Here is a 23,691-nt window from a genome sequence, read left to right as displayed (position 1 = left end):
ATCCTCTTCCGCCCGCAGATTAAGTGTTACACCTGCTGATTGAGGTACTTCAGCATGTCATCCGCAGCGGAGACCATTTTGGCGTTCATTTCATAGGCGCGCTGCACGGTGATCATATCGACCATCTCCTCTACCACCTGCACGTTGGAGCCTTCCAGCGATCCCTGTTCCAGTTCGCCAAAGGCCTCTTCGCCCGGCACGCCTTCCGTTGCTTCACCACTGGCCGTCGTCTCGCGGTAAAGGTTACCCCCCAGTGCCTCCAGCCCGGCGGGATTGACGAAGTTCACCAGCGTGATCTGGCCGAGATTCGCGGGTTCACTTTCGCCACCCACCTGAGCGGTAACCGTGCCGTCTTTGGCAATCCCGATGCTTTTAGTGCCTTCCGGCAGTTCAATTGAGGGGATAAGCGCAAGGCCCTGAGCATTGGTTAATACTCCGTCGGCATTAATTTTCAGGTTACCGGCACGGGTATAGGCGATATCGCCAGCAGCGGTTTCAACCTGGAAAAAACCCTGACCGGTGATGGCAACGTCCAGCTCTTTCGAAGTGACCTGCATTGCGCCAACGGTAAAGGATTTTTCCGTACCGAGGATTTTTACCCCGCTGCCGTACTGGATGCCGCCGGGAGTATTGTTGTTCTGATCCAGCGCCACGCCAGGCGCGCGCTGGGTCTGATAGAACAGGTCTTCAAACACCACACGATCGCGTTTGAAACCGGTGGTGTTAACGTTTGCCAGGTTGTTGGAGATAGCGGTCATCTTGGCGTCCTGCGCCGCAAGACCGGTTTTACTTACCCATAAGGCTGGATTCATGACGTTTTCCTGTCTGGTTAGCTGCCACGGATCAGGCGATTTCCCGCCTGGGCCAGGGTTTCAGCTGCTTTCATCATTTTAATTTGTGCCTCAAACTGACGGCTCAGCGAAACGGTTTCGACCATTTCAGTGATGGTGGAGACGTTGCTGCTCTCCAGGTGCTCACTGGCCAGCTTGACGTTCTCGCTGCGTGGATTGATGGCGCGGTTGCTGACCAGCTGGCCGTCGTTGTTTTTACTCAGACGGTTAGCCGGAATATCCACCAGCTTGATGCGATCCACATCGATTGCCGCGTTCACGTCGCCATTTTCCGGGATAACCGTTACGGTGCCGTCATCGCCAATTGCCACCTGCGAAAAAGGCGGCAGCTGGATCGGGCCGTTCTCACCCAGCAGCGGCATGCCGCTGACGGAGAGATTGCCGTTGTCGTCGATATCGATATGGCCGTTACGGGTATAAATCTCACGACGGCCCTGAGCGAGAGCGATCAGCCCGTCACCCTGGATAGCCACATCCAGTTCACGCCCGGTTTCGCGTAGTGCACCGTGAGCCATATTGACTCCGCCGTTCTGACTGCTGACCTGGAATCTGGAGTCGTAGCCATAGCCACTGCTCTGCAGAGAGGTGGCCTTTTCCAGGTCGGCGCGAAAGCCTTCGGTGTTGGCGTTCGCCAGATTGTTGGCATGGATCATCTGCAGGGTCATGCTGCGGTTGGCGCCGCTGACCGCGGTGTAGATAAGGCGATCCATAATTACAGCGCCTGGAACAGCGAGTTCATCATCTGATCGTTGGTCGAGATGACTTTGGTGTTTGCCTGGTAGTTACGCTGAGCCGACATCAGCCCAACCAGTTCAGTGGTCAGATCGACATTGGAGGATTCCAGCGCAGCAGCGGTAATCTGGCCGTACATACCGGATTTCGGCGTACCCAGCAGCGGCGCACCGGAGCTGTTGGTCTGCTCCCAGGCGGTACCGTCGATGGCGCTCAGACCGTCCGGGTTGGTGAAGTTCGCCAGTACCATCTGGCCCTGCAGCAGGCGCTGGCCGTTGCTGTAAGTGGCATAAACCATACCGTCTTCATCGATCTGCTGGCCGGTTCTTTCACCGGATTTGTAACCGTCAGCCTTGTTGGTGGTGACGGAGAAGTCAGAACCATACTGGCTGCTGCCGGCGTAGCTCATTTTCAGCTCCAGCGGCTCAGCACCGGAAATGGTCGCGTTGATGCTGACCGCACCGGTGGGTGACGCAAGCTGACCATTGGTATCAAAAGTCAGTTCCTGCGAACTGCTGTTCTCTTTGTCGCCATCCACCACATAGTGCGCGGTCCACTCATTTTCACCCGTTTTCACAAAGTACTGCGTCACTGTGTGCTCGCGACCCAGCGAGTCGTAGACCTGAGTGGTGTAGCTTTTATTGAAGGTGCTGCTGTCATCCGGATTGAAGACGTTGTCCGCCGCTTTGGCTTCTTCACGGGCATCGAGGTTGGCCGCGAAATCAATGGTGCTGGTGGCCTTGGCGGGCAGGCCGCTGGCGTTGATCTGCAGATCGCCGACGGTACCGGTTTGCAGATTGCCGCTGGCGTCAACCGGGTAACCCTGAAGCTTTCCACCGGCATTGTTCACCAGATAGCCGTTGGAATCGGTGCCAAAATAGCCTGCGCGGGTATAAGTGGTGGAGCCGTTAGAGTCACGGACCACAAAGAAGCCGTTGCCGTTGATCGCCAGATCGAGGCTGCGGCCGGTGCTGGCAATGTTGCCGCCGGAGGAGATGCTCTGCGAAACGTTAGTCACGCCAACGCCAAGCGGGTTGCTGCCCGCATACAGCGAGGCGAACTCGGCGCGCATTGATTTGTAGCCGGTGGTGCCGCTGTTGGCGATATTATTACTGATCGCGTTCAGTTGCTGGGTGATCGCGTTAAGACCGGAAGTGGCAATATTAAAGCTCATGATAATTATCCTTAATTTAAGCGGTTGCTGCCGCACTCTGGCGGCCGAACTGACTGATGTTGAAATAAGGGATTTCGCCGAGGCCCGGAATATTGAGCATTGGCGTACCGTCGGTACCAATACGCACGGTATTGACCGTTCCGGCAATTTCCAGCGGAATGCTTTCTTCCCCTGTGTCGGTAACCACGCTCAGTGTGTAGCTGCCGTCTTTCAGGTTCAGCTCTTCAGGATCGAGGGTGAAGTCCACCTGTCCGGCTTCCTGCTTGCCCAGCTCCAGTATTTTCTCCGTGCCGTCGGCGCTCTTGATATGAACGGTAACGGTATTCGCGGCATGGTCCAGCGTCAGCCTGCCGGAAACAGGCTGCCCTTCCAGCTTGACGCTACCTGAACGTACCATCACGCTCTGTCCGACCAGGCTGCCGGTGGCCAGCACCTGCAGGTTGTCGACCAGCGTGGCGGTATTGGCCAGTTGACTGCTCATGCTGTCCATTGACTGCACCTGGGTCAGCTGCGCCAGCTGACTGACATACTCGGTGCCATCAGTGGGGTTAAGCGGATCCTGATTCTGGATCTGCGCCACCAGCAACGTCATAAACAGATTGCTCATATCGCTGCCATTGCTGCTGGCGCTGGCCGCCGCCGATTCGGTCAGGCTGTCGCTGTAATAGCCACTGGTGACGTTAGTAATGCTCATCAGGCTTCTCCCAGTCTTAACAGGCTCTGCTGCATACTCTTCACGCTGTTAAGCACTTCCACGTTGGTTTCAAAATTCCGTGAAGCCGACATCATGTCGGCCATCTCCTCGACGGTGTTGATGTCCGGATAGAACACCTCACCCTTTGCATTCGCCAGCGGGTTACCCGGCTCGTAGCGTTTCACCGCATTCCCGGTTTCCACCACGTCCAGCACCTGCACGCTGGCCCCGGCCACTGCCCTTTTATCCATCAACTGACTGTTCTGATAGAGGGCAGCAAACACCGGGTGACGCGCTTTGTAGGTCGCATTCGCCGAAGCTGACGGTGTTTCCGCATTGGCAAGATTGCTGGCAACGGTGTTCAGACGCACCGTCTGCGCGGTCATTGCCGATCCCGAAATGCGATAAATGTCGTTGAATGACATGGTTATTTCCCTTCAATCGCCTGTTTAAGCCCCAGCAACTTAGCGTTGAGGAACTGCAGGCTGGTCTGATAGTCCATCTGGTTCTTCGCAAACTCAGCCTGTTCCACATTCAGTGAAACGGTATTCCCGTCGGCAGCAGGCTGTAACGGCACCCGATATTTCACCTCTGGCGCACTGCCGAGCGAATTTTTATGCAGAGACCGTTGCATCTCAGCGGCAAAATCAATATCTTTGGCCTGGAAATTCGGGGTATCCACATTGGCTAAGTTCGCCGACAACAGCTCTGCTCTGGCAAGTCGAAGCTGTAGTGCGGCAGGATGAACGCCCAATGCCTTATCAAAAGTAATTCCCACGTAACCTCCCTCGTTAAACAGTGATTCTGGCGTTTAAAGCAATTAACGTGCCATTTTTTTTAATCATTGAATTAACGAGATTTACATGAAAAATACTCTCCGCAACGGGAAACAACTTTTCCTCTGCCTGGCGCTGAGCTGCCTGGTCAGCCAGGCACTGGCTGCTGCACCTGCCCGCACCGCCAGAACACAGATCTATAATCAGGCCGTTGCCACCGCTCAGGCGGATATCACCCGCGTGGCCACTCTGAAAAAATGGCCCACACCGCAAAGCAAAATTAACGTTTTCATCCCTTCTGAAGCCGGCCAGTTTCCGCTGTGCGCCAGACCGCTCAGCCTTGTCCGTCCGGCTGCTGACAAACCCGATCTCGCCCGGCTCCGCTACGAGTTCCGCTGCGACGGCAGCAGCGGCTGGGAAATCGCGGTAACCGTCAAAGCGGATATCTATCTGCCCATACTGGTCGCCCGCCACACGCTGGAGCGAGGCAGTTTGCTGGCCGCCAGCGATCTGGAGATTAAAAAGAAAAATATTACCGGGCTGCGCGATGGCTTTATGACCACGCCAGATGAAGCGATGGGTTTTACAGTGAAAAAGCGGGTGCGGGAAATGCAGCCCCTCTCCCCTTCGCATCTTGATCAACCGATCCTGGTGGAGCGCGGCCAGCGAGTGGTGATGATTGCTGAAATGGATGGTGTGGAAGCCCGGATGCTGGGAGAAGCACAAAAGAAAGGCCGCAAAGGCGACACCATCAAAGTGAAGAACCTCAGCAGCCAGCAGCTGGTCAGCGCGACGGTGGACGGCCAGGGTGTGGTCCGGTTAATGACGGTGCCAGGCCGGTGAATTAACGAAGAAATTTAAGATTTCAGGACCAGCTGCCGCTTTGTGGGTAAATCAACAGGGAGCCACGGAGGGAATCAGATGAAAGTCGAGCGGATCGGCAGGGCCACGTGCCGGAGAGAGGCACCAGCCCAGCAGGAAGCCGGAAGCACTAAGGAACCGCAGCCGCCACAGAAGGATCGGGACAGTTTTCTGCTTATTTTGCAGGTGCTGTTAGCCCAGTTGCCCGACGTCTGTCAGGAGCGAATTGTCACGATGCAACTCGCGGTGCAGAGCTGGGAGTCTCTGCCACCCGCCGCTGAAACAGCGGCGGCTATGATAGCCTGGTACCGCTGCGGTGAGTTTTCACTTGCAGCAGAAGAAAAATACACTAAAAGGAGTAAAGTTTTTTTATTCAAAACGTAAAGTTCTGTCTGGCAGGGTCGCCTATAGGAACGATAGCTTTTTTTAACCCCTATAAAGATCGGTTTAAATGAAAATCTCAGCAGAAAATCTGATACAGAGCAGCAGTGCCGTTAACAATGTGATCGCCAGTGCAGTTGAAAGCCCTGGTCAGCAAGCCCGGGTGACAACCGTGCAGAGCGGGCCGGTCAGCCAGACCCTGCAGGCGTTACGCGCCATGCCGGAGGTGGATAGTGACCGCGTCAGCGCGATGCAGGCGGCGATCAGAAACGGTGAACTCTCTCTGAACAGCGGCTCGCTGGCGAGTGCCATGATGGACTACTACCGCCGATGAGCCAGCTGGAGCAAGTCAAAGGATTGCTAAAAGATCTGCAACAGGATGTGGCGTTCTACCAGCAGCTTGCTCAGCTCCTGCAGCAGCAGCGTGAGGCGATGCTTGCCTGCCATGCTGAGCAAAGTGAACAGGCGGGAGCAAACCTCTCTGCCATCTACCCCCGGCTGCAGGCCAGCGCCCGACGCAGGGCGCAGACTTTAGAGGCTTTGCGTCTGGCAACCAACGGAGAGGGGCTGCAACTGCTGTTCTCCCGGCTGCCCGCCGCGCTGAAAGCCCAGGCTGAAAGCTGGTGGCAAACGCTGGAACAGCAGGCGGTTGCCTGTCAGCAACTGAATGAACGTAATGGATTACTGCTTAATCATCAGCGGGAAATGCTGGGCGCGCTGTTCCGTGACCGGCCGGAGGACTTTCTCTACTCAAGGTAATCGCCGTCGGAACAGGGTATCCCGACGGTTTATCAAGGCCTATGGACGGGCCTGTTTATTTCAGCAGTGAGATCCCGGCGAGCAGGGGATTGTCATGAAAGGAGTGGCGGGGAGCCACGCGGTGCCAGGCAGCAAACAGCGCGCTGATGTTCTCTTCATCCAGCACCAGCTGCTGCTGCAAACTCAATGCACAGAGCATTTTCAGGCAGAAAAAGTGCTGACACAGTCCGGCATAAGCCGCGGTCCAGTCGGCCCTCGAATGCCCCGGAAAAACATTGTGGTACAGCTGATAGAGCAGAAAGTTAATAAACGCCGTCTGCTGAGCCTGCAAAAATTCCGCCAGCTCGCACCGCTTTTCCAGCCCGTTAAGGCGGATCTGTAACATCTCATCCGGCAGTGCCGCCATCTGCTGTAACGTCTGCTGCAGGACCATCCTGCTCAGCGGGTCCAGGCTCACTTCCAGTGGCAGCTGACTCAACGTGCGCAGCGCCATGATTTTGTATTCCTCATCCGACGAGAAAGCCTCAAATGCACGGGCAATCCGGCGCTGAATGCCCTGCCTTAAGTAAACCTCGACCAGCGAGCCAGGCTTCTCTGTCGGACTCTCTTTGGCTGCTTTCATGATAAACAGCCCCAGCGTGTAGAGTTTCAGGCTGAGATCGCCCCTCACGCCTTCCAGCAGCCGCAGGCAGCTGTGATTGAGTATCAGCAACCGCTTATTCAGCTCCGGCAGGTTTTCCGCCACCGCTTCGCCGATATGCATCGACAGCGAATGCCGTTGAAAGAGGATAGTTCTGGCGACCTGGTCACAACCAAATACGGCACTGTGCCGCACCTGATTTTTCCAGCGCAGCTGCAGCAGCGGCGAGGCGCTGTGGCAACCGCAACAGCAGCAATCATGCTGTACGCCCTGTAAATGCAGTACGTAGTCCGGTGTGAAACTTTCTGTCGTATTCATTATCCCGTCCCGATCAATGATGTCCTGTGACGCTAGTTTTCCGACCTGTGGATACGCATCCAGCTCTGCATGGCCTGACTGTCGGTCTGTTTCTGTTCCGCCTGCTCACGCTGCTGTTGCAGGGCCGCCCGCTGCTGGTCCAGCACCACACTCAGCGATTTTTCACGGCAGGCTTCGTTAACTAACTCCTGTTGTAAGGTTTGCTGCCTGATCTCCGCCAGAGCCTGCTCCTGTTTTTGCCAGTCAATCACCCGCTGAATATTGGCGCGGAAACGGGCCTGGTTGCTGAGCTGTACCGCATCGCAGCCGGGAGAGATCTCCCCGTTGCTCAGACCGGTCAGCGCCGCAATATTGCTGGCATAACGCTGACAGAGGATTTTTTGCTGGGCCAGCCTGCCGGTGGCCTCTTCCAGCTCCCGTTCGCGCATCTGGCGCAGGCGTTCGAGTACGCTGGTCGTTCTGACATACTTGTCCATTTTCATTCCTTACATTACATACGGGCCAGCGCCTCAAGGCTGCTGATGGTCTGATCCAACGGTGAGGGCTCGTCCACCTGTTGGCGTAAAAAATGTTCGATCGCGGGGAACAGCCGCACGGCTTTATCTGCGGTTGCATCCACTCCGGCGACATAGCCACCTAGCGGCAGCAGCGGCTTAATAGCCATGTATTCGGCATAGAGTTGTTTCAGGGTACGGGCCGCCAGTTGGTGAGGCCGGGCAGTGACCTGGCTCATACAGCGGCTGATGCTCTGGCCGATATCAATGGCCGGATAGTGTCCGGCTTCAGCGAGGTGTCGTGAGAGGACGATATGGCCGTCCAGCACCGCACGGGCGCAGTCGACGATCGGATCCTGCTGATCGTCCCCTTCGGCCAGCACGGTATAAATGGCGGTCATAGTGCCCTGACCTTCGGCGTTACCTGCCGTTTCCACTAATTTTGGGATGATGCCGAAGGCGGAAGGCGGGTAGCCTTTGGTAGCCGGAGGTTCGCCCAGCGACAGCGCGATTTCACGCTGGGCCATGGCGTAGCGCGTCAGCGAATCGACCAGCAGCAGCACGTCTTTGCCCTGGTCGCGAAAGTGACTGGCGATGGCATGGCACAGCTCGGTGGCCTTGATACGCATCAGCGGCGATTCATCTGCCGGAGCCGCCACCACCACCGATTTTGCCCGGCCTTCCGGGCCAAGCGAGTGCTCAATGAATTCTTTCACTTCACGCCCGCGCTCACCGATCAGCCCGACCACCACCACTTCCGCCTGGGTGCTGCGGGTAATCATGCCGAGCAGCACGCTTTTACCGACGCCGGAACCGGCCATCAGCCCGACGCGCTGGCCTTTGCCGATGGTCAGCAGGCCGTTAATCGCTTTGACGCCGGCGTCCAGCGGGTGCTCTACCGGTTTGCGGGTCAGCGGATGGATCTGCGGGATTTGCTGCTGCAGAGGAGTATCGCCCTCCAGCCGTCCTGCGCCGTCAATCGGCTCCCCGACGCCGTTAATCACCCGTCCCAGCCAGCTCTCACTGATGGTCAGCTCGCTGCCGCGGCCGCCAGGAAACACTCTGGCACCCGCCATCAGCCCTTCCGGTTGCTTGAAGGGCATCAGATAGGTCACATCGCGGTTGAATCCTACCACCTGGGCTTCAATCAGTTTGCCGCCCATCGCTTCAATCTGGCAGCGCTGGCCGACGGCCAGCTGGCAGCCCACCGACTCCAGCAGCAGGCCGTTGACCCGCACCAGCCGTCCGGCAATGCGCGCCAGGCTGATGTTTTCTATTGATTTCAGGGCCTTGTCAAAGGCGGAAAGCTCACGTGAAGACATCAGTCAGCCTGCTCGCCGCTCAGACTTTCGGTCAGCACGCTCATGCACTGGCCCAGCCGATGATCGCAGCCCACGTCCATCTCGGCAGATTCGGTGACCACGCGGCATTCGCCGGGCGCCATTTCAGGCTCGGCGGTCAGGCCCCATTCGGCTACTTTCTCCGGCTCCGTCTCGCTGATACGGGCAAATTCTTCCGGATTCATCAGTACGCGCAGGCGCTTCGGCATCTCCGGCAAACTGTTCAGCACTTCGTCCACCAGCGTCAGCAGCTGCGTCGGCTGCAACGCCAGTTCGCAACGGATTACCTGGCGGGTCACTTTCTCGACGAGCTGCAGCAGCTCGCTGCGCCGCCGCTGTTCGTACTCCTCCATCGCGCCAGTCAGTTGCTGTACCAGACTGTCCAGTGGTTCGGCGGCACGTTTAAATTCCTGGTGCGCGAGGCGTTTACCCTCTTCGCGCCCCTGCTCTCTTCCGGCCTGGAGCCCCTGCTCCAGCCCCTCTTCATAGCCCTGGGACTTACCCTGCTCGACTCCCTGCTGGAAACCGTCGCTAATTCCCTGCTGAAAACCGTTCATCAGCTGTTGCTGATACTCTGCAGCGTCCAGCGGAGCCTGCTGGCCTTCCGTCAGCGGCCAGCTTTTACGCAACGGAGGAAAATGATAAAGGCGGTATTTACCGCTCAGCTTGTTCATCCCTTACTCCATCGTCAGTTCGCTGAACAGCTGCACCTGAATTTCACCCTCTTCCGCCAGGGTGCGCACTTCGGTCATGATGTCTTTACGCACCTGCTCGATGCGGCTGACCGGTATCGCACCCAACCGGGCAGTGGTGCTCTGCAACAGCTGAACCTGCCGTTTCGGCATTGCCTCGTAGATGGCCTGGCTCAGCACCGGCTCGGTGCCTTTCAGGGCAATCGCCCACTGTTCGAGTGGGATCTCTTCCAGCAGTCGCTGCAGCGTGACCTGGCTCTGGCGGCTGAGAATAAAGAATTCGTACATTTCCGTTTTCAGCTCATCGACCACTTTTTCATCCCGCGCGTGCAGCTGATCCAGCAGCGACTGCGGGTTACCGGGAATACGGTTGACGATATTGGCCGCCTGCTTAATGCCCTGCACCTTGGAACCGTGCTCGGAGAGCACAGCCACACCGCGTTCAATCAGGCGGTCCAGCTCGTCCACCACATCGCGGTTCACGTCGTCGAGCCGGGCGATACGGTAAAGAATTTCATCCTGACGCTCGACCGCCAGATGGGTCAGCACCTGAGCCGCCACGTCAGGCGGCAGGAAGGCCAGAAAGACCGCCTGCAGCTGTAAATGCTCCTGATCAATCAGCGCCGCCAGCTGTGGAGTATCCACCCACTGCAGCCGGGCCATACGGTGGCGGATTTCGTCGCCGTACAGGCCGTTGATCACGCTGCTGGCGATATCGCTGCCGAGCGCACGCTCCAGGATGCCGCGCAGATAGGTGCGCGAAGTGCCGTTGATCCCGCTCTGATCGCGATAGTCGTTAAAGAAGTCGTTCATCGCCTGGCGGGCCTGAGTTAACTTGACGCCGTGCAGCCGCGCCATAGTTTCGCTGAGGCGCAGCACCTCTTCGCGGGTCATTTTCCGCAGCACCATCGCCGCCGCCTCTTCGCCTATGCTGAGCAGCAAAATAGCCGCCTGCTCCAGTCGCGAACGGGCGGTGCTGGCGGGGGTTTCCTGTTTATTTGCTGTCGGCATTGCGCTCATTACTGTTTATCCACTGTTTGATCACTTCGGCCACGCGGTCGGTTTCGCTCTCGGCCAGGGTTTGCAGGTAGGCGATTTTAGTTTCCAGCCCGGAGCCCTGCGGCGGCAGTGCTTCCTGCTGCTGGAAGGAGCTGGCAGGCAGCTGCGCCCGCTGCGGCTCGCTGGCCGGTTCATCATCGATAAAGACGCCTTCCGGCAGCTCCTGAGGTTCAGCCAGTAACGGTTCCGGGTCGCGACGACTGAAGCGACGGAGCACCGGCAGGATGCCAAACAGCGTCAGCAGCAGCAGCAGCAGGGCAATCCCTCCACGCACGCTCCAGTCGATAATGCTCTTACGCTCCCACCATGGGATCGGCGGTTCCGACCACGGCGTGGCCTCCGGAAATGCCAGCAGGCTGAGGTTCAGCACATCGCCACGCTGGGGATCAATGCCTGCCGCCTGCTGAAGCATTTGCTGTACCTGCTGGCGGCTCTCTTCTGTCCAGGCTTTTACCGCAGGTGAGCTTTGGTTAAGCACCACCGCCACCGAGAGTTTCTCCACCTGGTAGCCAGGATGGCGGATATGGCGCACATCGCGATCATAATTAAACTGACGCTGAGCCTGATTGCGGGTCGCCAGTTGAGAAGGATTAGTGGTGGCCGGAGCCTGATTCGCCGGACGGTTGCTCAGCGAGCCGGGCACGCCGAGAGCCAGCTGCTCGGTGGTGTTTTCCTGCTGCAGGCTTTCTGTACTGGTCCTTGGATCGCCAAGGAAGCGCTCCTGGGTCTCTTCAACTTCGCTGAAGTTGATACGCGGCACCACACTGATGCGGAAGTTTTCGTTACCGACCACCGGGGCCAGCACGTTTGCCAGACTGCGCTCGGTCTCTTTACGCACCTGCAGCAGCACTTTATTGCTGGCTTTATTGTCGAGCGTGCCGTTTCCGGCAGCATCTATATTGGCGGAGAGCAGCACACCATGCTGATCGACCACCCGTACCTGTCCTGGCTTCATCCCGGGAATACTGCCGACGATCAGATTAACGATGGCGGTGACCTGTTCGTCGCTCATCTGTTCACCAAAACGGACCCTTACCATCACCGACGCGGTGCTGTCAGGTTTATTGTTCAGCACAAAAGAGCTGGTTTCGCTGATTCCCAGATGCACCCTGGCGTAATCCACCGCATCCAGCGCCATGATGCTCTGCGCCAGCTCGCCCTCCATGCTGCGCTTGAACCGCACGTTCTGGATAAACTGGCTGCTGCCGAGCATTTCTTCTTTGTCCATCAGCTCATAACCTGCAGGGGTGTGACTGAACACCCCTTTGGCCGCCAGCGCCATACGGGCTCTGGGCAGATCGGTTTCCCGCACCAGCAGGTTGCCGCTGTTCGGCTCCACGCGGTAGGAGATCTGCTCGCCGCTGAGCACTTCCACGACCTGTGCAATCGGCACATTTTGCTGTGAGCCGTAGAGCATCACGTAATGGTTATTGCTCTGCCAGAGCAGCGAAACGATGACGGCAGTGGCCGCCAGCGCAGCGGCACCGGGCAGGATCCATTTCTTCAGCTGACCCGCTTTAAGCGGCCCCAGCAGGGCTTTCAGTTTCTCGATCACGCGGAACCTACAGTGAAATATTCATGACTTCGTCAAAGGCGCTGCTGAGCTTGTTGCGGACCTGCATCAGCGCGGAGAACGCCACGCTGGCCTTCTGGCTTTCCAGCATCGCGCTGGCCAGATCGTCGCTCAGTCCCAGTTCCACCGCTCGCTGCTGGGCACTGGCAACATGCTGCAGGTTATCAACGTGGTTGACCGCCTGTTCCATCACCTGGCCAAAACCCGGACCGCTGACTGACGCGCTGGCGAGATCGTTCGCCATCGGTGGCAGGGCAGAGGCCGTAGCCTGAGCCCGCATCCGTTCCATTTCAGCAATCATCGCGTGCTGACCTGCCGCGTTGCTGAGGGTTAATTTTTCGATCATTTTTGCACTTCCTTTGTGAGGATCAGGAGGGTAAACCGAGGTCAAAACCCTGCTCTCGCATACTGGCAAGCCGGTAGCGCAGCGCGCGCGGGGTGATGCCAAGAAATGCGGCGGTCTGGGATTTATTGCCCTGATAGCGCCGCAACAGGTCGATGATGTACTGGAACTCCGCCATTCTGCCGCGCTGTTTGATTGGGCTTTCATCGCTGCATTCAGGTTGGGAAGGTGCGCCGATCGCAGACAGCGCTGACTTCAGGCCCAGGCAACCGTGATCCAGCGTGCCGCCGTCAGACATGATCAGGCCACGCTGCACGGCATTTTCCAGCTCGCGGACGTTGCCCGGCCAGTCATGTGCCAGCAACGAGCGTCGCGCCTGCGCGGTCAGACTCGGTTTACTGGTGGAGAAAGACTGGTATTTCTGAATAAACAATTCGGTCAGCGGAATAATGTCCTCTGCCCTTTCCCGCAGCGGGGTAATATGGATGGGAACAACAGAAATACGGTAAAACAGATCCTGACGGAATCGCCCTTCAGCAATTTCCACTTCAAGATCTTTATTGGTCGAGGCAATAAGGCGGATATCAAGCGGCACTGGTTTATGGCTACCCAGTCGCTCAACGCATTTTTCCTGCAGCACGCGCAATAATTTTACCTGCAGCGCCAACGGCATATCGCCAATTTCATCCAGCAGGAGCGTTCCGCCATTAGCCTGTTCAAACTTTCCGGGCTGACTGCTGACCGCGCCGGTAAATGCGCCTTTCTCATAGCCGAATAAAATGGCTTCCAGCATATTTTCCGGAATGGCCGCACAGTTCACCCCAACATAAGGAGCACCTTCATAAAAAGCATGATGGTGAATATATTTCGCCACACACTCTTTACCCGTACCCGTTTCACCGGTAATCAGCACAGGGACGTTAAATTTCGCCAGGCGTCGCGCCAGCGATAATAAATTTACGCTGGCAGGAGAATGAGCAACAAAATCATACTCAGCACAGCCAGCAATTTTCCTGTTCATTTCCATTCAGACATTTTCCACATGTTGATACTTTAATTCACAATTCACCCATGGCGATTACCAGGATGGAAATTAGTATACATTTCGTCCGTTACTCGTTTTAGCTTTAATGGAATATTAAAATATAAACACCATAAAATCATAATGTTAATAAACAATCATCGGAAGCGAAACGGCAGATTAATAATGGATTAATAAGCCTTCAGGCATTGCTATGCTGGCTGAAAAACGGTCTAATTTACGCCGTCATTTTACGGTAAGTTTCAGGTTGACCCCGTTTGTTATCATTACGTGAAGCGCTACCGACACATTACTACTCGCTGAGCGGATTGAGTCATGGGCCCTAAAAAGAGCAAGGTAAGAATTTATCATCACGGAGAACATCCTGAGATGATGAAATTAGAAATTAACAAGCTCGGAAGACCTTATCATAAGATCCAGAAAATATTCCTGGACAAGCACGATCATTTTGACGGAAAGCTGAATATCTTTTTCCTGAAAAAATTTCGTGTCAATATTTCTTTAAAGTCTCTGCACTTCGAAATGGATGTCTGGCATAAGCAGGCACAAATATTCAGCAGTGAAACAGGAAGTCTGGCCATTATTATTGACCGCCCTCTACTGCTGAGCGTTCTGCATGACTATTACGGTCTGAGCAAGGACAAACAGGTTATTTCTACCCAACAGACGCCGGTCACCCGTACTGAAGAGCGGTTGAAAAGTAAACTGGCGCAGGAACTGGTCACGCTGATTACTGAGGATTCGCTGTTTGGCAGTTCGCTGCAAATTAATCCTGACTACGCCTCGCTGAATACTAACTGGTCTTACCGGATTAAATTTGCCCTCGACGGCTATGACGGCACGTTTTCACTGTTGCTGGACAGTGCTCACGTTGACCGGTTGCTCGCCACACTGCGCCAGAGCGCCGAACGCAGCGCCCGTCCGGGACTGGAACAATCCGCCAGCACCCAGACCTCTTTTATGGCCCTGCCGGTTCGTTTAACCGGCCATCTGGCCACGGTTTCGCTGAAAGTGGCGGACCTGATGCAGCTGAAAAGCGGCGATATTCTGCCCATTTCACTGGCCGACCGCGTACCGCTGTTTATTGGCCGGCAGCCGCTGATGACCGCCGTGATTACTGAAGATCACGGCAAACTCTTTTTTTCTGGATTTACCGATCCTAACAGTGAGCAAACGCATGACTGATGCCAATGACAGCCTGGCCTCCGGGCTGGATTTCGATTTTTCGCTGGACGATGTCGCCCCTGCCGAAGAGACAGTAAGCGACAGCGCCGCTACCACACCACAGGATAAACAGCGGCATCTGGCACTGTTCAGCCGTATTCCGGTCACGCTGACGCTGGAAGTGGCTTCGGTGGAGATCTCTCTTGCGGAGCTGATCCACGTAAACAACGACTCGGTGCTGGAGCTGGACAAGCTGGCCGGTGAACCGCTGGACGTAAAGGTGAACGGCATCCTGTTCGGCAAGGCCGAAGTGGTGGTGGTCAACGACAAATACGGCCTGCGCATTATCGAGTTCAACAATAAAGAGCTGGGTGAGCTGGCATTATGAACCAATCCGCCTCCCGCTGGCTGACGCGGGCTATTCTGCCCGGTACGCTGCTGCTGTGTCCGGCGCTGGCGCTGGCGGAATCCCACGGGCTGACGCTGTTCAGCGCGACCAACACTACCAACGGCCAGGATTACAGCGTCAAGATCGAAATTCTGATCCTGATGACGCTGCTCGGCCTGCTGCCGGTGATGCTGCTGATGATGACCTGCTTTACCCGCTTCATTATCGTGCTGTCGCTGCTGCGCCAGGCGCTGGGCCTGCAGCAAAGTCCGCCCAATAAAGTGCTGACCGGCATCGCGCTGGTGCTGACCCTGCTGGTGATGCGCCCGGTGTGGATGAAAATCTATACCGATGCGGTGGTGCCTTACCAGGCTGAGCAAATCACCCTGCAGCAGGCTCTGGCTACCGGTTCGGCCCCGCTGAAGAAATTCATGCTGTCGCAGACCAGCACCACCTCGCTGACCCAGATTATGACCATCGCCAACGCCAGCGGTGAAGCGGAACAGCAGGACTTAAGCATCGTCACGCCAGCCTTTGTACTGAGTGAGCTGAAAACCGCCTTCCGCATCGGCTTTATGATTTATATCCCGTTCCTGGTGATTGACCTGATTGTCGCCAGCATCCTGATGGCAATGGGGATGATGATGCTGTCGCCGCTGATCGTTTCGCTGCCGTTCAAGCTGATCCTGTTCGTGCTCTGTGACGGCTGGTCGCTGATTGTCGGCACGCTGACCCACAGCGTACAGGGGCTGGGATTATGATGACCCTCGACGTGGCCGGTGACATTATCGCCCAGGCCCTGAAGCTGGTGTTGATGATCTCGGTGGTGGCGATCCTGCCCAGCCTGGTTACCGGGCTGATCGTCAGCGTATTCCAGGCCACCACCCAGATTAACGAACAGACGCTGAGCTTCCTGCCCAGGCTGGTGATGACCATGCTGGTACTGGTCTTCGCCGGTAAGTGGATGCTTACTCAGTTGATTGACTTCACCCTGTTGATTTTTGAACAGGCCCCGACGCTGCTGGGGTGAAGAAAAACCATGAGCATCAATATTCAGGACCTGATTGCCCCGCTGCTGGCATTGTGGCTGCCGCTGGTGCGCATCGCTGCTTTTTTCCACTTCTGTCCGCTGTTTGAGCACCGCTCGTTTCCCCGCAAGGCAAAAGTGGGTCTGGCGCTGCTGCTGAGCATCATTATCACCCCGATGATTGGCAACAACGTGGTACTGCATGACCTGATGACCGCGCAGGCCCTGATCCTCACCGGCGAACAGATCCTCTGGGGGTTTCTGTTCGGGCAGATGCTGAACTGGGCGATCCTGGCCCTGCAGACCTCCGGCGCCATTTTGTCGATGAATATGGGTCTGGGTATGGCGGTGATGAACGACCCCAGCAGCGGCAGCTCCACCATGGTGATTTCGCAGATTGTTGCGGTGTTCTGCGGCCTGTTGTTCTTTGGCATGGACGGACATCTGCTGTTAGTGACCATCCTCTACAAAAGTTTTGCCATGTGGCCGATTGGCCAGGCGATTACTTCGCTGACGCTGAAAACGTTCGCTACCGGGCTCGGCTGGATGATGTCCGGTGCGCTTCTGCTGGCGTTGCCGACGGTGATCATCATGCTGATTGTTCAGGGGACCTTTGGCCTGCTGAACCGGGTTTCACCCACGCTGAACCTGTTTGCGCTGGGCTTTCCTATCAGCATGCTGTTTGGCCTGCTCTGCCTGATGCTGCTGAGCAGCCGCATTCCCCAACACTATCTGACGCTGACCAACGACGTGCTGGCGCAGCTTGAACGATTAAAGGTGAACTGATGTCCGGTAGCGGTGATAAAACTGAAAAGCCCAGTGCCACTAAGCTGAGAAAATCCCGCGAGAAAGGGGATATTCCCCGCTCGAAAGATCTGGGTATGGCGGTGGGGCTAATCGCCAGCCTGGTAACCCTCAGCGCCTTTCTTCCGTACTATCAGAGCCTGATCCACGGCTCTTTTATTGCCCTGCGGCGCATTGCGGACCATATCAACGACGACGGCGCGCTGCATGAATTTATGCTGCTTAACGTGCTGATTGTCATCAAGGTGGCGGCCACCCTCGTGCCCATTCCGGTCTCGGCTGCGCTGGCAAATCTGATGCCCGGCGGCTGGGTTTTCGTGCTGAAACGTATCATGCCTGACTTCAAAAAACTCAGCCCGATCGCCGGGGTGAAACGGCTGGTGGGTAAACAGCATTTTGTCGATGTGCTGAAGATGATTCTCAAATGCGCGGTGCTGCTGGCGATGCTGGCGATGACCCTCCGTCAGAAACTGCCGGAGCTGCTGAATCTGGAAAGCCACTTTCTGCATGACGCGATTGTCTCCGGCCTGCAGCAGTATGGCGACATTATGCAGCGCTTTGTGATGATCATCGCCGTGTTTGCCTTTATCGACGTGCCGCTGAGCAAATTCATGTTTATCAAGAAGCTGCGCATGACCAAGAAAGAGGTGCGCGACGAATACAAAAATCAGGAAGGGAATCCGCAGATTAAAGGCCGCGTGCGCCAGCTGCAACGCCAGATGGCGATGGGGCAGATTTCCAGCCAGGTGCCCGGGGCTGACGTGGTGATCATGAACCCAACCCACTACGCAGTGGCGCTGAAGTACGCTCCTGAAAAAGCCGCCGCGCCGTTTATTCTGGCGAAAGGGATGGATGATATCGCCCTGCACATCCGCAGCGTGGCGCAGAAACACAAGATTGAAGTAGTAGAGTTCCCACTGCTGGCGCGTTCGATTTATCACAGTACCCGTGTTAATCAGCAAATCCCAGCCTCCCTGTACCGACCGATGGCGCATATCCTGTCGTATGTCATGCAACTGAAGGCGTGGCGGCAGGGTACAGGCGAGAAGCCACGGCTGGATCTGCAAATGCCTGTTCCTGTTGAGGGGAAAACTGAGCATGTCTAAGTTTAGCTTCCGCCAGACGCTGGCCCTGCTGCGCAACAGCCATTTCGGCGTGCCGCTGCTGCTGCTGTGCGTGCTGGCTATGGTGATCCTGCCGCTGTCACCGCTGGTGCTGGACGTGCTGTTCACCTTCAACATTGTGCTGGCGGTGATGGTGCTGCTGGCCAGCGTAAACAGCAGGCGCCCACTTGATTTCTCGGTGTTCCCCACCCTGCTGCTGATCACCACGCTGATGCGCCTGACGCTTAATGTGGCCTCCACCCGCGTGGTACTGCTTAAGGGTCACGAAGGGATTGGCGCTGCCGGTAAGGTGATTGAATCCTTCGGTAACGTGGTGATCGGCGGCAACTTTGTGGTCGGCTTTGTGGTGTTTATCATCCTGATGATCATCAACTTTGTGGTGGTGACCAAAGGGGCAGAACGTATTTCTGAAGTGTCGGCCCGCTTCACGCTGGACGCCCTGCCCGGCAAACAAATGGCGATCGACGCCGATCTGAATGCCGGGTTAATTAATCAGGAACAGGCCCGTGCACGCCGCCGGGACGTCGCCAATGAGGCTGATTTCTACGGCGCGATGGACGGCGCATCGAAGTTTGTGCGCGGTGATGCGATCGCCGGGATCATGATCCTGCTGATAAACGTGGTCGGCGGGATACTGATCGGCATCTTTAAATACAACCTGGATGCCGGCCAGGCGTTTGAACAGTATGTTCTGCTGACCATTGGTGACGGGCTGGTAGCACAGATCCCTTCGCTGCTGTTAGCCACTGCGGCGGCGATTATCGTCACTCGCGTCAGTGACGACGACAGCGGCGGCATTGCCGATGAGATAAAAAGCCAGCTGCTGGCTAAACCTGCCACGCTCTGCACCGCCGCCTTTGTGATGTTTGTGCTGGCGATAGTGCCGGGAATGCCGCATCTGGTGTTCCTGATTTTCACCGCGCTGATGCTGTTTATCGCCTGGCGTCAGAGCCGTGTGGTGCAGCCTCCTGCCCAGAGCAACGAGGAGCTTGCCAGCGTGGCACGTGCGCTGGATGCCGATGAGGGCGTGACCGTCAGCTGGCAGAGTATTCCGCTGATTGAACCTCTCAGCCTCTATCTCGGCTATAAACTGGTGACACTGGTGGACAAATCCCGCGGCAATACCCTGACCCAACGGGTACGCGGGGTGCGTCAGGTGGTGTCAGAAACCAGTGGCGTACTGCTGCCGGAGATAGCCATCCGCGAAGATTTTCGCCTTAAGCCGGTGCAGTACGTGATCAAAGTGAACGGCGTCCGCACCGCGCTGGGAGAGGTTCATCCCGACCGGCTGATGGCAATTCCAACCGCAGAACAGTATGGCGAAGTGGACGGCGTGCTGGATACCGATCCAGCCTATGGGCTGGCGGTGACCTGGATAACCCCGGAGAGTAAGGCTAAAGCACTCAACTACGGCTATCAGGTGGTGGACTGCGCCAGCGTGATCGCCACGCATGTGAACAAGGTCGCCAGGGAACATTTGCCGGAGCTGTTTAATTTTGATGATATCACCCCGCTCAACCAGCGCCTTTCCGCTGTTGCGCCGAGGCTGGCGGAAGAGCTGAATATTGCGTTGAACTATAGCCAGCAGCTCAAGGTCTATCGCCTGCTGCTGCAGGAGCAGGTTTCGCTGAAGGATATCGCCACCATCGGCACCACGCTGGTGGAGAGCGCCGCACTGACCAAAGATGCCATCCTGCTGGCTTCCGACGTGAGGTTTGCGCTGCGGCGGGCGCTGGTGGCGGCAATCGCGCCGGATAACAAACCGCTTTCGGCTTACACGCTGGATAATGAACTGGAAACGCTGCTGCTCGGATCGCTGAGCCAGGCACAGCAGGCTGGCAAGGTCAGTCTCGACAGCTTCCCGGTCGATCCCAATATCCTCACCCAGCTGCAGTCCACGCTGCCGGTGGTGCTGGAACAGCTGAAGGCGCAAAGCCTGACGCCGGTGCTGCTGGTCACCCCGCAACTGCGCCCGCTGATAGCCCGCTATTCCAGACTGTTCGCCGCCGGGCTGCATATTCTCTCTTACAATGAGGTGCCTGATGAAGTGGATTTACGGATTGTCGGCACGGTAACCTGACAAAAAGGGAAAAGCTCAGGGGGCTATCCGCCCTGAGTTAAGCCGTATGCCGGCCGCTGGCCCACTTAATCCAGGAACAAAGCCCGCCAGTTAGTCAGCGTTTTGGGCGGGGTTTTGTCACCCTCTTCGGTGGTGATATAGCTGATGCTGATTTTGTTTTCTTTACCGGCATCCGGCGTGACCAGCATTGCCCAGATTTTACCTTCCGGCGTATACATGATGATCGCCGCATTACGGCTGGCAGCCCCTTTAACCGATAAGGTCAGCACCGTTGCGCCAATATCGTCCTGATCTTCCGAATACAGGACGTTGTTTGCCGCCCAAACATACTTCAGATAATCCTTACCGGCCAGTTGGCGGAAGCGCTCATCCAGCGCTCTGGTCGGTAACACGCCTATCGACTGTAATGTGGCGGCCGGACGGGGATCGATATCCGATCGCTGATACACGCCATCAATAGTGATGTAATCCTGCATCAGCAGCTTACAGCTGCCGCTGTTATCACTGTTAATCTCGATTTTTCCGTCGGGCCGTGGAATAAACAGCACGCTACAATCGCCGCCCCATGCAATGCGATCGGTAAAGCCCAGCCCCCAGTATTTCTTCACGTTGCTGCGCAGGGCCGATTTGTATACGCCTCCCCATATCTCCCCGGAAAAATCGAACGCCCACTCACTGGCTTTGCTGATGACGATTTTCCCGCCGTTGCCATTGGTAGCCGAAGTATTCCACCAGGTACCGTTCCAGTTAAAATTTTCCGGTGCCTGGTACAGTGTGCTAAGTCCCTGAAGATATGCCCAACGCAGGCAATTGATGGAGGTGCAGGCGTTCCGTGAATCATGCCACTTTTCAATATGCTGAAGAGCGGGCGCCGCATTTTTTCCCGCCAGCGCCTCACGATTAGCATTACTCATTACCGAGTCAAGCCAGGTGAGCTGGGAAGAGTTGCAAATGGTATTCTCTACAATGCTGGAAGGTTTGCCGCAGTCGATTGCCAGCGCGGGACAAGCACTGCCAATTGCGGTGATAAAAAGAGTGCTTCTGAGTAGCTGTTTCATTATTTCCTTAGTCATCTCTTCTCTTTCCCAATCTGGAGGAAATTATGTCCTAAAAGCTCTAAAAACTCCCCATTTCAGCGCAACTGTTATAGCTTTATTTACCCTAACTGTGTCTGCCGTGAATTGACAACCTGTGATTAAGTGTTAGCAGAATCAGTTGGGAGATCCATTGTGGAAGACGTCAAACAAATCCTGCTTCGTGAAATCGACACGCTGAACCGTGAAGAACAGCGTGATAATAAACCGCGCCTCAGCTTTACCTTTTTAAAAAATCACCCCGGACTGTGGGCGTCAATGTATGTCTGTTATGCCCTGACCGTGGCGTTAATTTTCACCACCGAGTTTCTTGGCTGGCCTGCATTCTGGGGCGCGACCTTTTTCGTACTGTTGATGAGCGGCCTGATGATGCTGGATGTGAATCCGCGTTACCGCTTTGAGGATATTGATACGCTGGACCTGCGTGTCTGTTATAACGGGGAATGGTATTACGTGCGTACCCTGTCGCAGCAAGCGATTCAGGATATTCTTTCCAGTAATCAGGTCCCGGATAACGTCAAAAAAGGCATTGAAAAGCTGATCTCGCTAAAAGGCGAGGTGGACTTTTATGATGTCTATCATCTCACCTGGGGCCAGCAGCCCGCCTCCAGCGTCTGAGTTTCGCGGGTCAGCCCGGCTGACCCGACAGCATTCCGGCAATCAGGCCACCGAGCGTCGCTACGGCCGCTTCCTGCACTTCCCCCCATTCCCATGCCGTGTTGAAGCGGAAATAGTTGGCGTACTGCTCGCCGGAAGAGAACATTTTACCGGGCGCAATACTGATATTGTGTTGCAGCGCCAGGTAATACAGGTCAGTAGTGTTGATCTGCCGGGGCAGCTCAATCCACAGAAAATAGCCGCCCTGCGAATCGTTAATCCGCGCGGCGGCAGGCAGGTGGCGTTTCAGTGAGGCCCGCGCCTGGGTCTTACGCTGCTCCAGAAGCTGGCGCAGCCGCCGCAGATGGCTGTCGTAGCTGCGGGTACCCAGATAGTTTGCCAGCGCCAGTTGCATTGGGGCGCTGGTGGAGAGCGTGCTCATCAGCTGCAGACGCTGAATACGCTGGGCATGCTTACCGGCGGCAACCCAGCCCACCCGAAAGCCCGCCACCAGATTTTTTGAGAATGATGAGCAGTGCAGCACGCTGCTGTCCCGGTCAAAAGCCTTGGCGGGCAGCGGCTTTTCACTGCCAAAATAGAGCTCGCTGTAGACATCATCTTCAATCAACGTCACCTGGTGTTTTGCCAGCAGCGTCACCAGCTGCTGCTTTTTCTCTTTGCTCAGCGTACAGCCCACCGGGTTCTGCTGGTTGGTCATCATCCAGCAGGCTTTGATCGGCCAGCGCTCCAGCGCCCCGGAAAGTTCTTCGAGATCCAGACCATGCTGCGGATCGGAGGCGATCGCCACGGCTTTCAGCTTGAGCCGCTCAATCACCTGCAATGCCCCGTAGAAGCAGGGATTTTCTATCGCCACCCAGTCACCCGGCTCGGTCACTGCCTGCATGCTCAGGTTCAGCGCTTCCATCGCCCCGTTGGTGATCACTATTTCATCCGGCGATACCTGAATGCCCTGCAGGGCATAACGTTGCGCCAGCGTTTTACGCAGTGTCTCATTACCCGGTGGCAAATTATTAAGGGCATCAGCAGGCTTGAGCGAGTGCGACACAGCGGTAAGTGAACGCATCAGCTGACGCTGTGGGAACAGTCCCGGATCGGGAAAGGCAGAGCCAAAAGGCACAATAGCGGGGTCGCGGCAGGCCTGTAGCACATCGAAAATAAAGGCATTGATATCCACCGACTCGGCCAGCTGGACCTTCAGGTGCCCGGCAGGCTGGCTGAGAAACTCCGCGCGGGGTGCAACGTAGTAGCCGGACTGCGGGCGGGACTGGATCCAGCCCTGGCTCTCCAGCACCTGATAGGCATGCATCACCGTCATCAGGCTCATGCCGTTCAGCGAGACCTGCTCACGCAGAGAGGGAAGCTTTTCACCCGGCAACCAGATCTCACTGACGATCTGCTGCCGAACTTGATCGATTAACTGCTGATATTTAGCCAAAACTGTGACAGACCCATCCAGGGGATTTGCCCACTATTATAGGTCTGCCAGTGTCGATTAGACAGAGGCTGGCGGACTGCTTTCTTCGCTCTTTATTACATTCACAGCATCCCGCAATTCGCCTCTGAGCAAATAACCTGCCATATTCTGCTCACCATACAATTACACGGCGCAGATCCTGACTTCGCAGGCTACGCCAGTGGCGGGCAGCTGCAGCGGCAGCGTGGT

Annotated in this window: 28 protein-coding genes; 12 read left to right on the top strand and 16 right to left on the bottom strand. The window is 56.3% G+C overall.

All coding sequences use genetic code 11. The annotated features are described in order from the left end of the window. Positions 1–26: 26 nt before the first annotated feature. Genes flgG through GSQ70_RS22105 form a run of 6 tightly spaced genes read right to left on the bottom strand, consistent with a single transcriptional unit; the run spans position 27 to position 4,229 of the window. The gene (gene flgG, locus GSQ70_RS22130) at positions 27–812 is read right to left on the bottom strand and encodes a flagellar basal-body rod protein FlgG (RefSeq protein WP_158784523.1); all 786 of its coding nucleotides are present in this window, start codon (positions 810–812) and stop codon (positions 27–29) included. A gap of 17 nt (positions 813–829) precedes the next feature. Further along, positions 830–1,561: a flagellar basal-body rod protein FlgF gene (gene flgF, locus GSQ70_RS22125; RefSeq protein WP_158784522.1), complete on the bottom strand. Its 732-nt coding sequence runs from the start codon at positions 1,559–1,561 to the stop codon at positions 830–832. 2 nt (positions 1,562–1,563) lie between these two features. Beyond that, on the bottom strand, positions 1,564–2,757 hold the full coding sequence (gene flgE / locus GSQ70_RS22120; RefSeq protein ID WP_158784521.1) for a flagellar hook protein FlgE: 1,194 nt from the start codon (positions 2,755–2,757) through the stop codon (positions 1,564–1,566). Between the two features lie 16 nt (positions 2,758–2,773). Further along, on the bottom strand, positions 2,774–3,451 hold the full coding sequence (gene flgD, locus GSQ70_RS22115) for a flagellar hook assembly protein FlgD (protein ID WP_158784520.1): 678 nt from the start codon (positions 3,449–3,451) through the stop codon (positions 2,774–2,776). Then, entirely contained in the window at positions 3,451–3,876 is a 426-nt protein-coding gene (flgC, locus tag GSQ70_RS22110) for a flagellar basal body rod protein FlgC (protein ID WP_158784519.1), read from the bottom strand. The genes flgD and flgC overlap by 1 nt, the downstream gene beginning before the upstream one ends. Before the next feature lie 2 nt (positions 3,877–3,878). Continuing rightward, on the bottom strand, positions 3,879–4,229 hold the full coding sequence (locus GSQ70_RS22105; protein ID WP_158784518.1) for a flagellar basal body protein: 351 nt from the start codon (positions 4,227–4,229) through the stop codon (positions 3,879–3,881). An 85-nt stretch (positions 4,230–4,314) separates the two neighbouring features. Here GSQ70_RS22105 and flgA point away from each other — a divergent pair, with 85 nt between their 5' ends. The 4 genes from flgA to flgN all read left to right on the top strand — a co-directional run bounded on the left by flgA (position 4,315) and on the right by flgN (position 6,228). Continuing rightward, entirely contained in the window at positions 4,315–5,070 is a 756-nt protein-coding gene (flgA, locus tag GSQ70_RS22100) for a flagellar basal body P-ring formation chaperone FlgA (RefSeq protein ID WP_158784517.1), read from the top strand. A gap of 42 nt (positions 5,071–5,112) precedes the next feature. Continuing rightward, positions 5,113–5,472 (top strand): hypothetical protein, encoded by a 360-nt coding sequence (locus GSQ70_RS22095; protein WP_158784516.1) that lies wholly within the window; start codon positions 5,113–5,115, stop codon positions 5,470–5,472. A gap of 67 nt (positions 5,473–5,539) precedes the next feature. After that, positions 5,540–5,803 (top strand): flagellar biosynthesis anti-sigma factor FlgM, encoded by a 264-nt coding sequence (flgM, locus tag GSQ70_RS22090; protein WP_158784515.1) that lies wholly within the window; start codon positions 5,540–5,542, stop codon positions 5,801–5,803. Continuing rightward, the gene (flgN, locus tag GSQ70_RS22085; RefSeq protein WP_158784514.1) at positions 5,800–6,228 is read left to right on the top strand and encodes a flagellar export chaperone FlgN; all 429 of its coding nucleotides are present in this window, start codon (positions 5,800–5,802) and stop codon (positions 6,226–6,228) included. The genes flgM and flgN overlap by 4 nt, the downstream gene beginning before the upstream one ends. A 55-nt stretch (positions 6,229–6,283) precedes the next feature. Here flgN and GSQ70_RS22080 read toward each other — a convergent pair whose 3' ends face one another. From GSQ70_RS22080 to GSQ70_RS22045, 8 genes are read right to left on the bottom strand one after another with little or no spacing between them, the layout of a single operon-like run. Continuing rightward, positions 6,284–7,186 (bottom strand): hypothetical protein, encoded by a 903-nt coding sequence (locus GSQ70_RS22080; RefSeq protein ID WP_158784513.1) that lies wholly within the window; start codon positions 7,184–7,186, stop codon positions 6,284–6,286. A 32-nt stretch (positions 7,187–7,218) separates the two neighbouring features. Next, positions 7,219–7,662, bottom strand: coding sequence for a flagellar export protein FliJ (gene fliJ, locus GSQ70_RS22075; protein ID WP_158784512.1), 444 nt, complete (start codon positions 7,660–7,662; stop codon positions 7,219–7,221). 14 nt (positions 7,663–7,676) lie between these two features. Then, complete coding sequence (gene fliI, locus GSQ70_RS22070) at positions 7,677–9,002, bottom strand: flagellar protein export ATPase FliI (protein WP_158784511.1); 1,326 nt, start codon at positions 9,000–9,002, stop codon at positions 7,677–7,679. After that, complete coding sequence (gene fliH / locus GSQ70_RS22065) at positions 9,002–9,694, bottom strand: flagellar assembly protein FliH (RefSeq protein WP_158784510.1); 693 nt, start codon at positions 9,692–9,694, stop codon at positions 9,002–9,004. The genes fliI and fliH overlap by 1 nt, the downstream gene beginning before the upstream one ends. 3 nt (positions 9,695–9,697) lie before the next feature. After that, entirely contained in the window at positions 9,698–10,723 is a 1,026-nt protein-coding gene (locus tag GSQ70_RS22060) for a flagellar motor switch protein FliG (RefSeq protein ID WP_233268432.1), read from the bottom strand. Continuing rightward, entirely contained in the window at positions 10,707–12,326 is a 1,620-nt protein-coding gene (gene fliF, locus GSQ70_RS22055) for a flagellar basal-body MS-ring/collar protein FliF (protein ID WP_158784508.1), read from the bottom strand. The genes GSQ70_RS22060 and fliF overlap by 17 nt, the downstream gene beginning before the upstream one ends. 7 nt (positions 12,327–12,333) lie before the next feature. Then, positions 12,334–12,690 carry a flagellar hook-basal body complex protein FliE gene (locus GSQ70_RS22050; RefSeq protein WP_158784507.1) on the bottom strand — a complete coding sequence of 119 codons (357 nt, stop codon included), beginning with the start codon at positions 12,688–12,690 and terminating at the stop codon, positions 12,334–12,336. Positions 12,691–12,712: 22 nt separating this feature from the next. Beyond that, positions 12,713–13,714: a sigma-54-dependent Fis family transcriptional regulator gene (locus GSQ70_RS22045; RefSeq protein WP_158784506.1), complete on the bottom strand. Its 1,002-nt coding sequence runs from the start codon at positions 13,712–13,714 to the stop codon at positions 12,713–12,715. 384 nt (positions 13,715–14,098) lie between these two features. On the opposite strand from GSQ70_RS22045, the gene GSQ70_RS22040 reads away from it, so the two are divergent. From GSQ70_RS22040 to GSQ70_RS22010, 7 genes are read left to right on the top strand one after another with little or no spacing between them, the layout of a single operon-like run. Further along, positions 14,099–14,914, top strand: a complete 816-nt coding sequence (locus GSQ70_RS22040; RefSeq protein ID WP_233268416.1) for a FliM/FliN family flagellar motor switch protein — start codon at positions 14,099–14,101, stop codon at positions 14,912–14,914. Next, complete coding sequence (gene fliN, locus GSQ70_RS22035; protein ID WP_158784504.1) at positions 14,907–15,281, top strand: flagellar motor switch protein FliN; 375 nt, start codon at positions 14,907–14,909, stop codon at positions 15,279–15,281. The genes GSQ70_RS22040 and fliN overlap by 8 nt, the downstream gene beginning before the upstream one ends. Continuing rightward, complete coding sequence (gene fliP, locus GSQ70_RS22030) at positions 15,278–16,042, top strand: flagellar type III secretion system pore protein FliP (RefSeq protein ID WP_158784503.1); 765 nt, start codon at positions 15,278–15,280, stop codon at positions 16,040–16,042. The genes fliN and fliP overlap by 4 nt, the downstream gene beginning before the upstream one ends. Then, positions 16,039–16,311 (top strand): flagellar biosynthesis protein FliQ, encoded by a 273-nt coding sequence (fliQ, locus tag GSQ70_RS22025; RefSeq protein ID WP_199257293.1) that lies wholly within the window; start codon positions 16,039–16,041, stop codon positions 16,309–16,311. Before fliP ends, fliQ begins: the two co-directional genes overlap by 4 nt. Positions 16,312–16,320: 9 nt before the next feature. Next, entirely contained in the window at positions 16,321–17,094 is a 774-nt protein-coding gene (gene fliR, locus GSQ70_RS22020; RefSeq protein ID WP_158784502.1) for a flagellar biosynthetic protein FliR, read from the top strand. Beyond that, positions 17,091–18,218 (top strand): flagellar biosynthesis protein FlhB, encoded by a 1,128-nt coding sequence (gene flhB / locus GSQ70_RS22015; RefSeq protein WP_158785424.1) that lies wholly within the window; start codon positions 17,091–17,093, stop codon positions 18,216–18,218. Before fliR ends, flhB begins: the two co-directional genes overlap by 4 nt. Then, a complete protein-coding gene (locus GSQ70_RS22010; RefSeq protein ID WP_158784501.1) occupies positions 18,211–20,316 on the top strand; it encodes a flagellar biosynthesis protein FlhA in 2,106 nt (701 codons plus the stop codon). The genes flhB and GSQ70_RS22010 overlap by 8 nt, the downstream gene beginning before the upstream one ends. Positions 20,317–20,381: 65 nt before the next feature. Here the strand turns inward: GSQ70_RS22010 and GSQ70_RS22005 are convergent, their stop codons facing one another. Further along, positions 20,382–21,389, bottom strand: a complete 1,008-nt coding sequence (locus GSQ70_RS22005; RefSeq protein WP_158784500.1) for a lysozyme inhibitor LprI family protein — start codon at positions 21,387–21,389, stop codon at positions 20,382–20,384. Positions 21,390–21,545: 156 nt separating this feature from the next. On the opposite strand from GSQ70_RS22005, the gene GSQ70_RS22000 reads away from it, so the two are divergent. After that, entirely contained in the window at positions 21,546–22,028 is a 483-nt protein-coding gene (locus GSQ70_RS22000; RefSeq protein WP_158784499.1) for a YlaC family protein, read from the top strand. Positions 22,029–22,038: 10 nt separating this feature from the next. On the opposite strand, the gene GSQ70_RS21995 is transcribed toward GSQ70_RS22000, so the two are convergent. Next, positions 22,039–23,463, bottom strand: coding sequence for a PLP-dependent aminotransferase family protein (locus tag GSQ70_RS21995; protein WP_158784498.1), 1,425 nt, complete (start codon positions 23,461–23,463; stop codon positions 22,039–22,041). Positions 23,464–23,691 lie beyond the last annotated feature (228 nt).

The organism is Pantoea sp. BAV 3049 (genome assembly GCF_009765445.1).
In the GTDB taxonomy this organism is placed as follows: Bacteria; Pseudomonadota; Gammaproteobacteria; order Enterobacterales; family Enterobacteriaceae; genus Erwinia.
The sequence above is the reverse complement of the archived record's forward strand: the minus strand, read 5'-3'. Positions and strand labels throughout refer to the sequence as shown.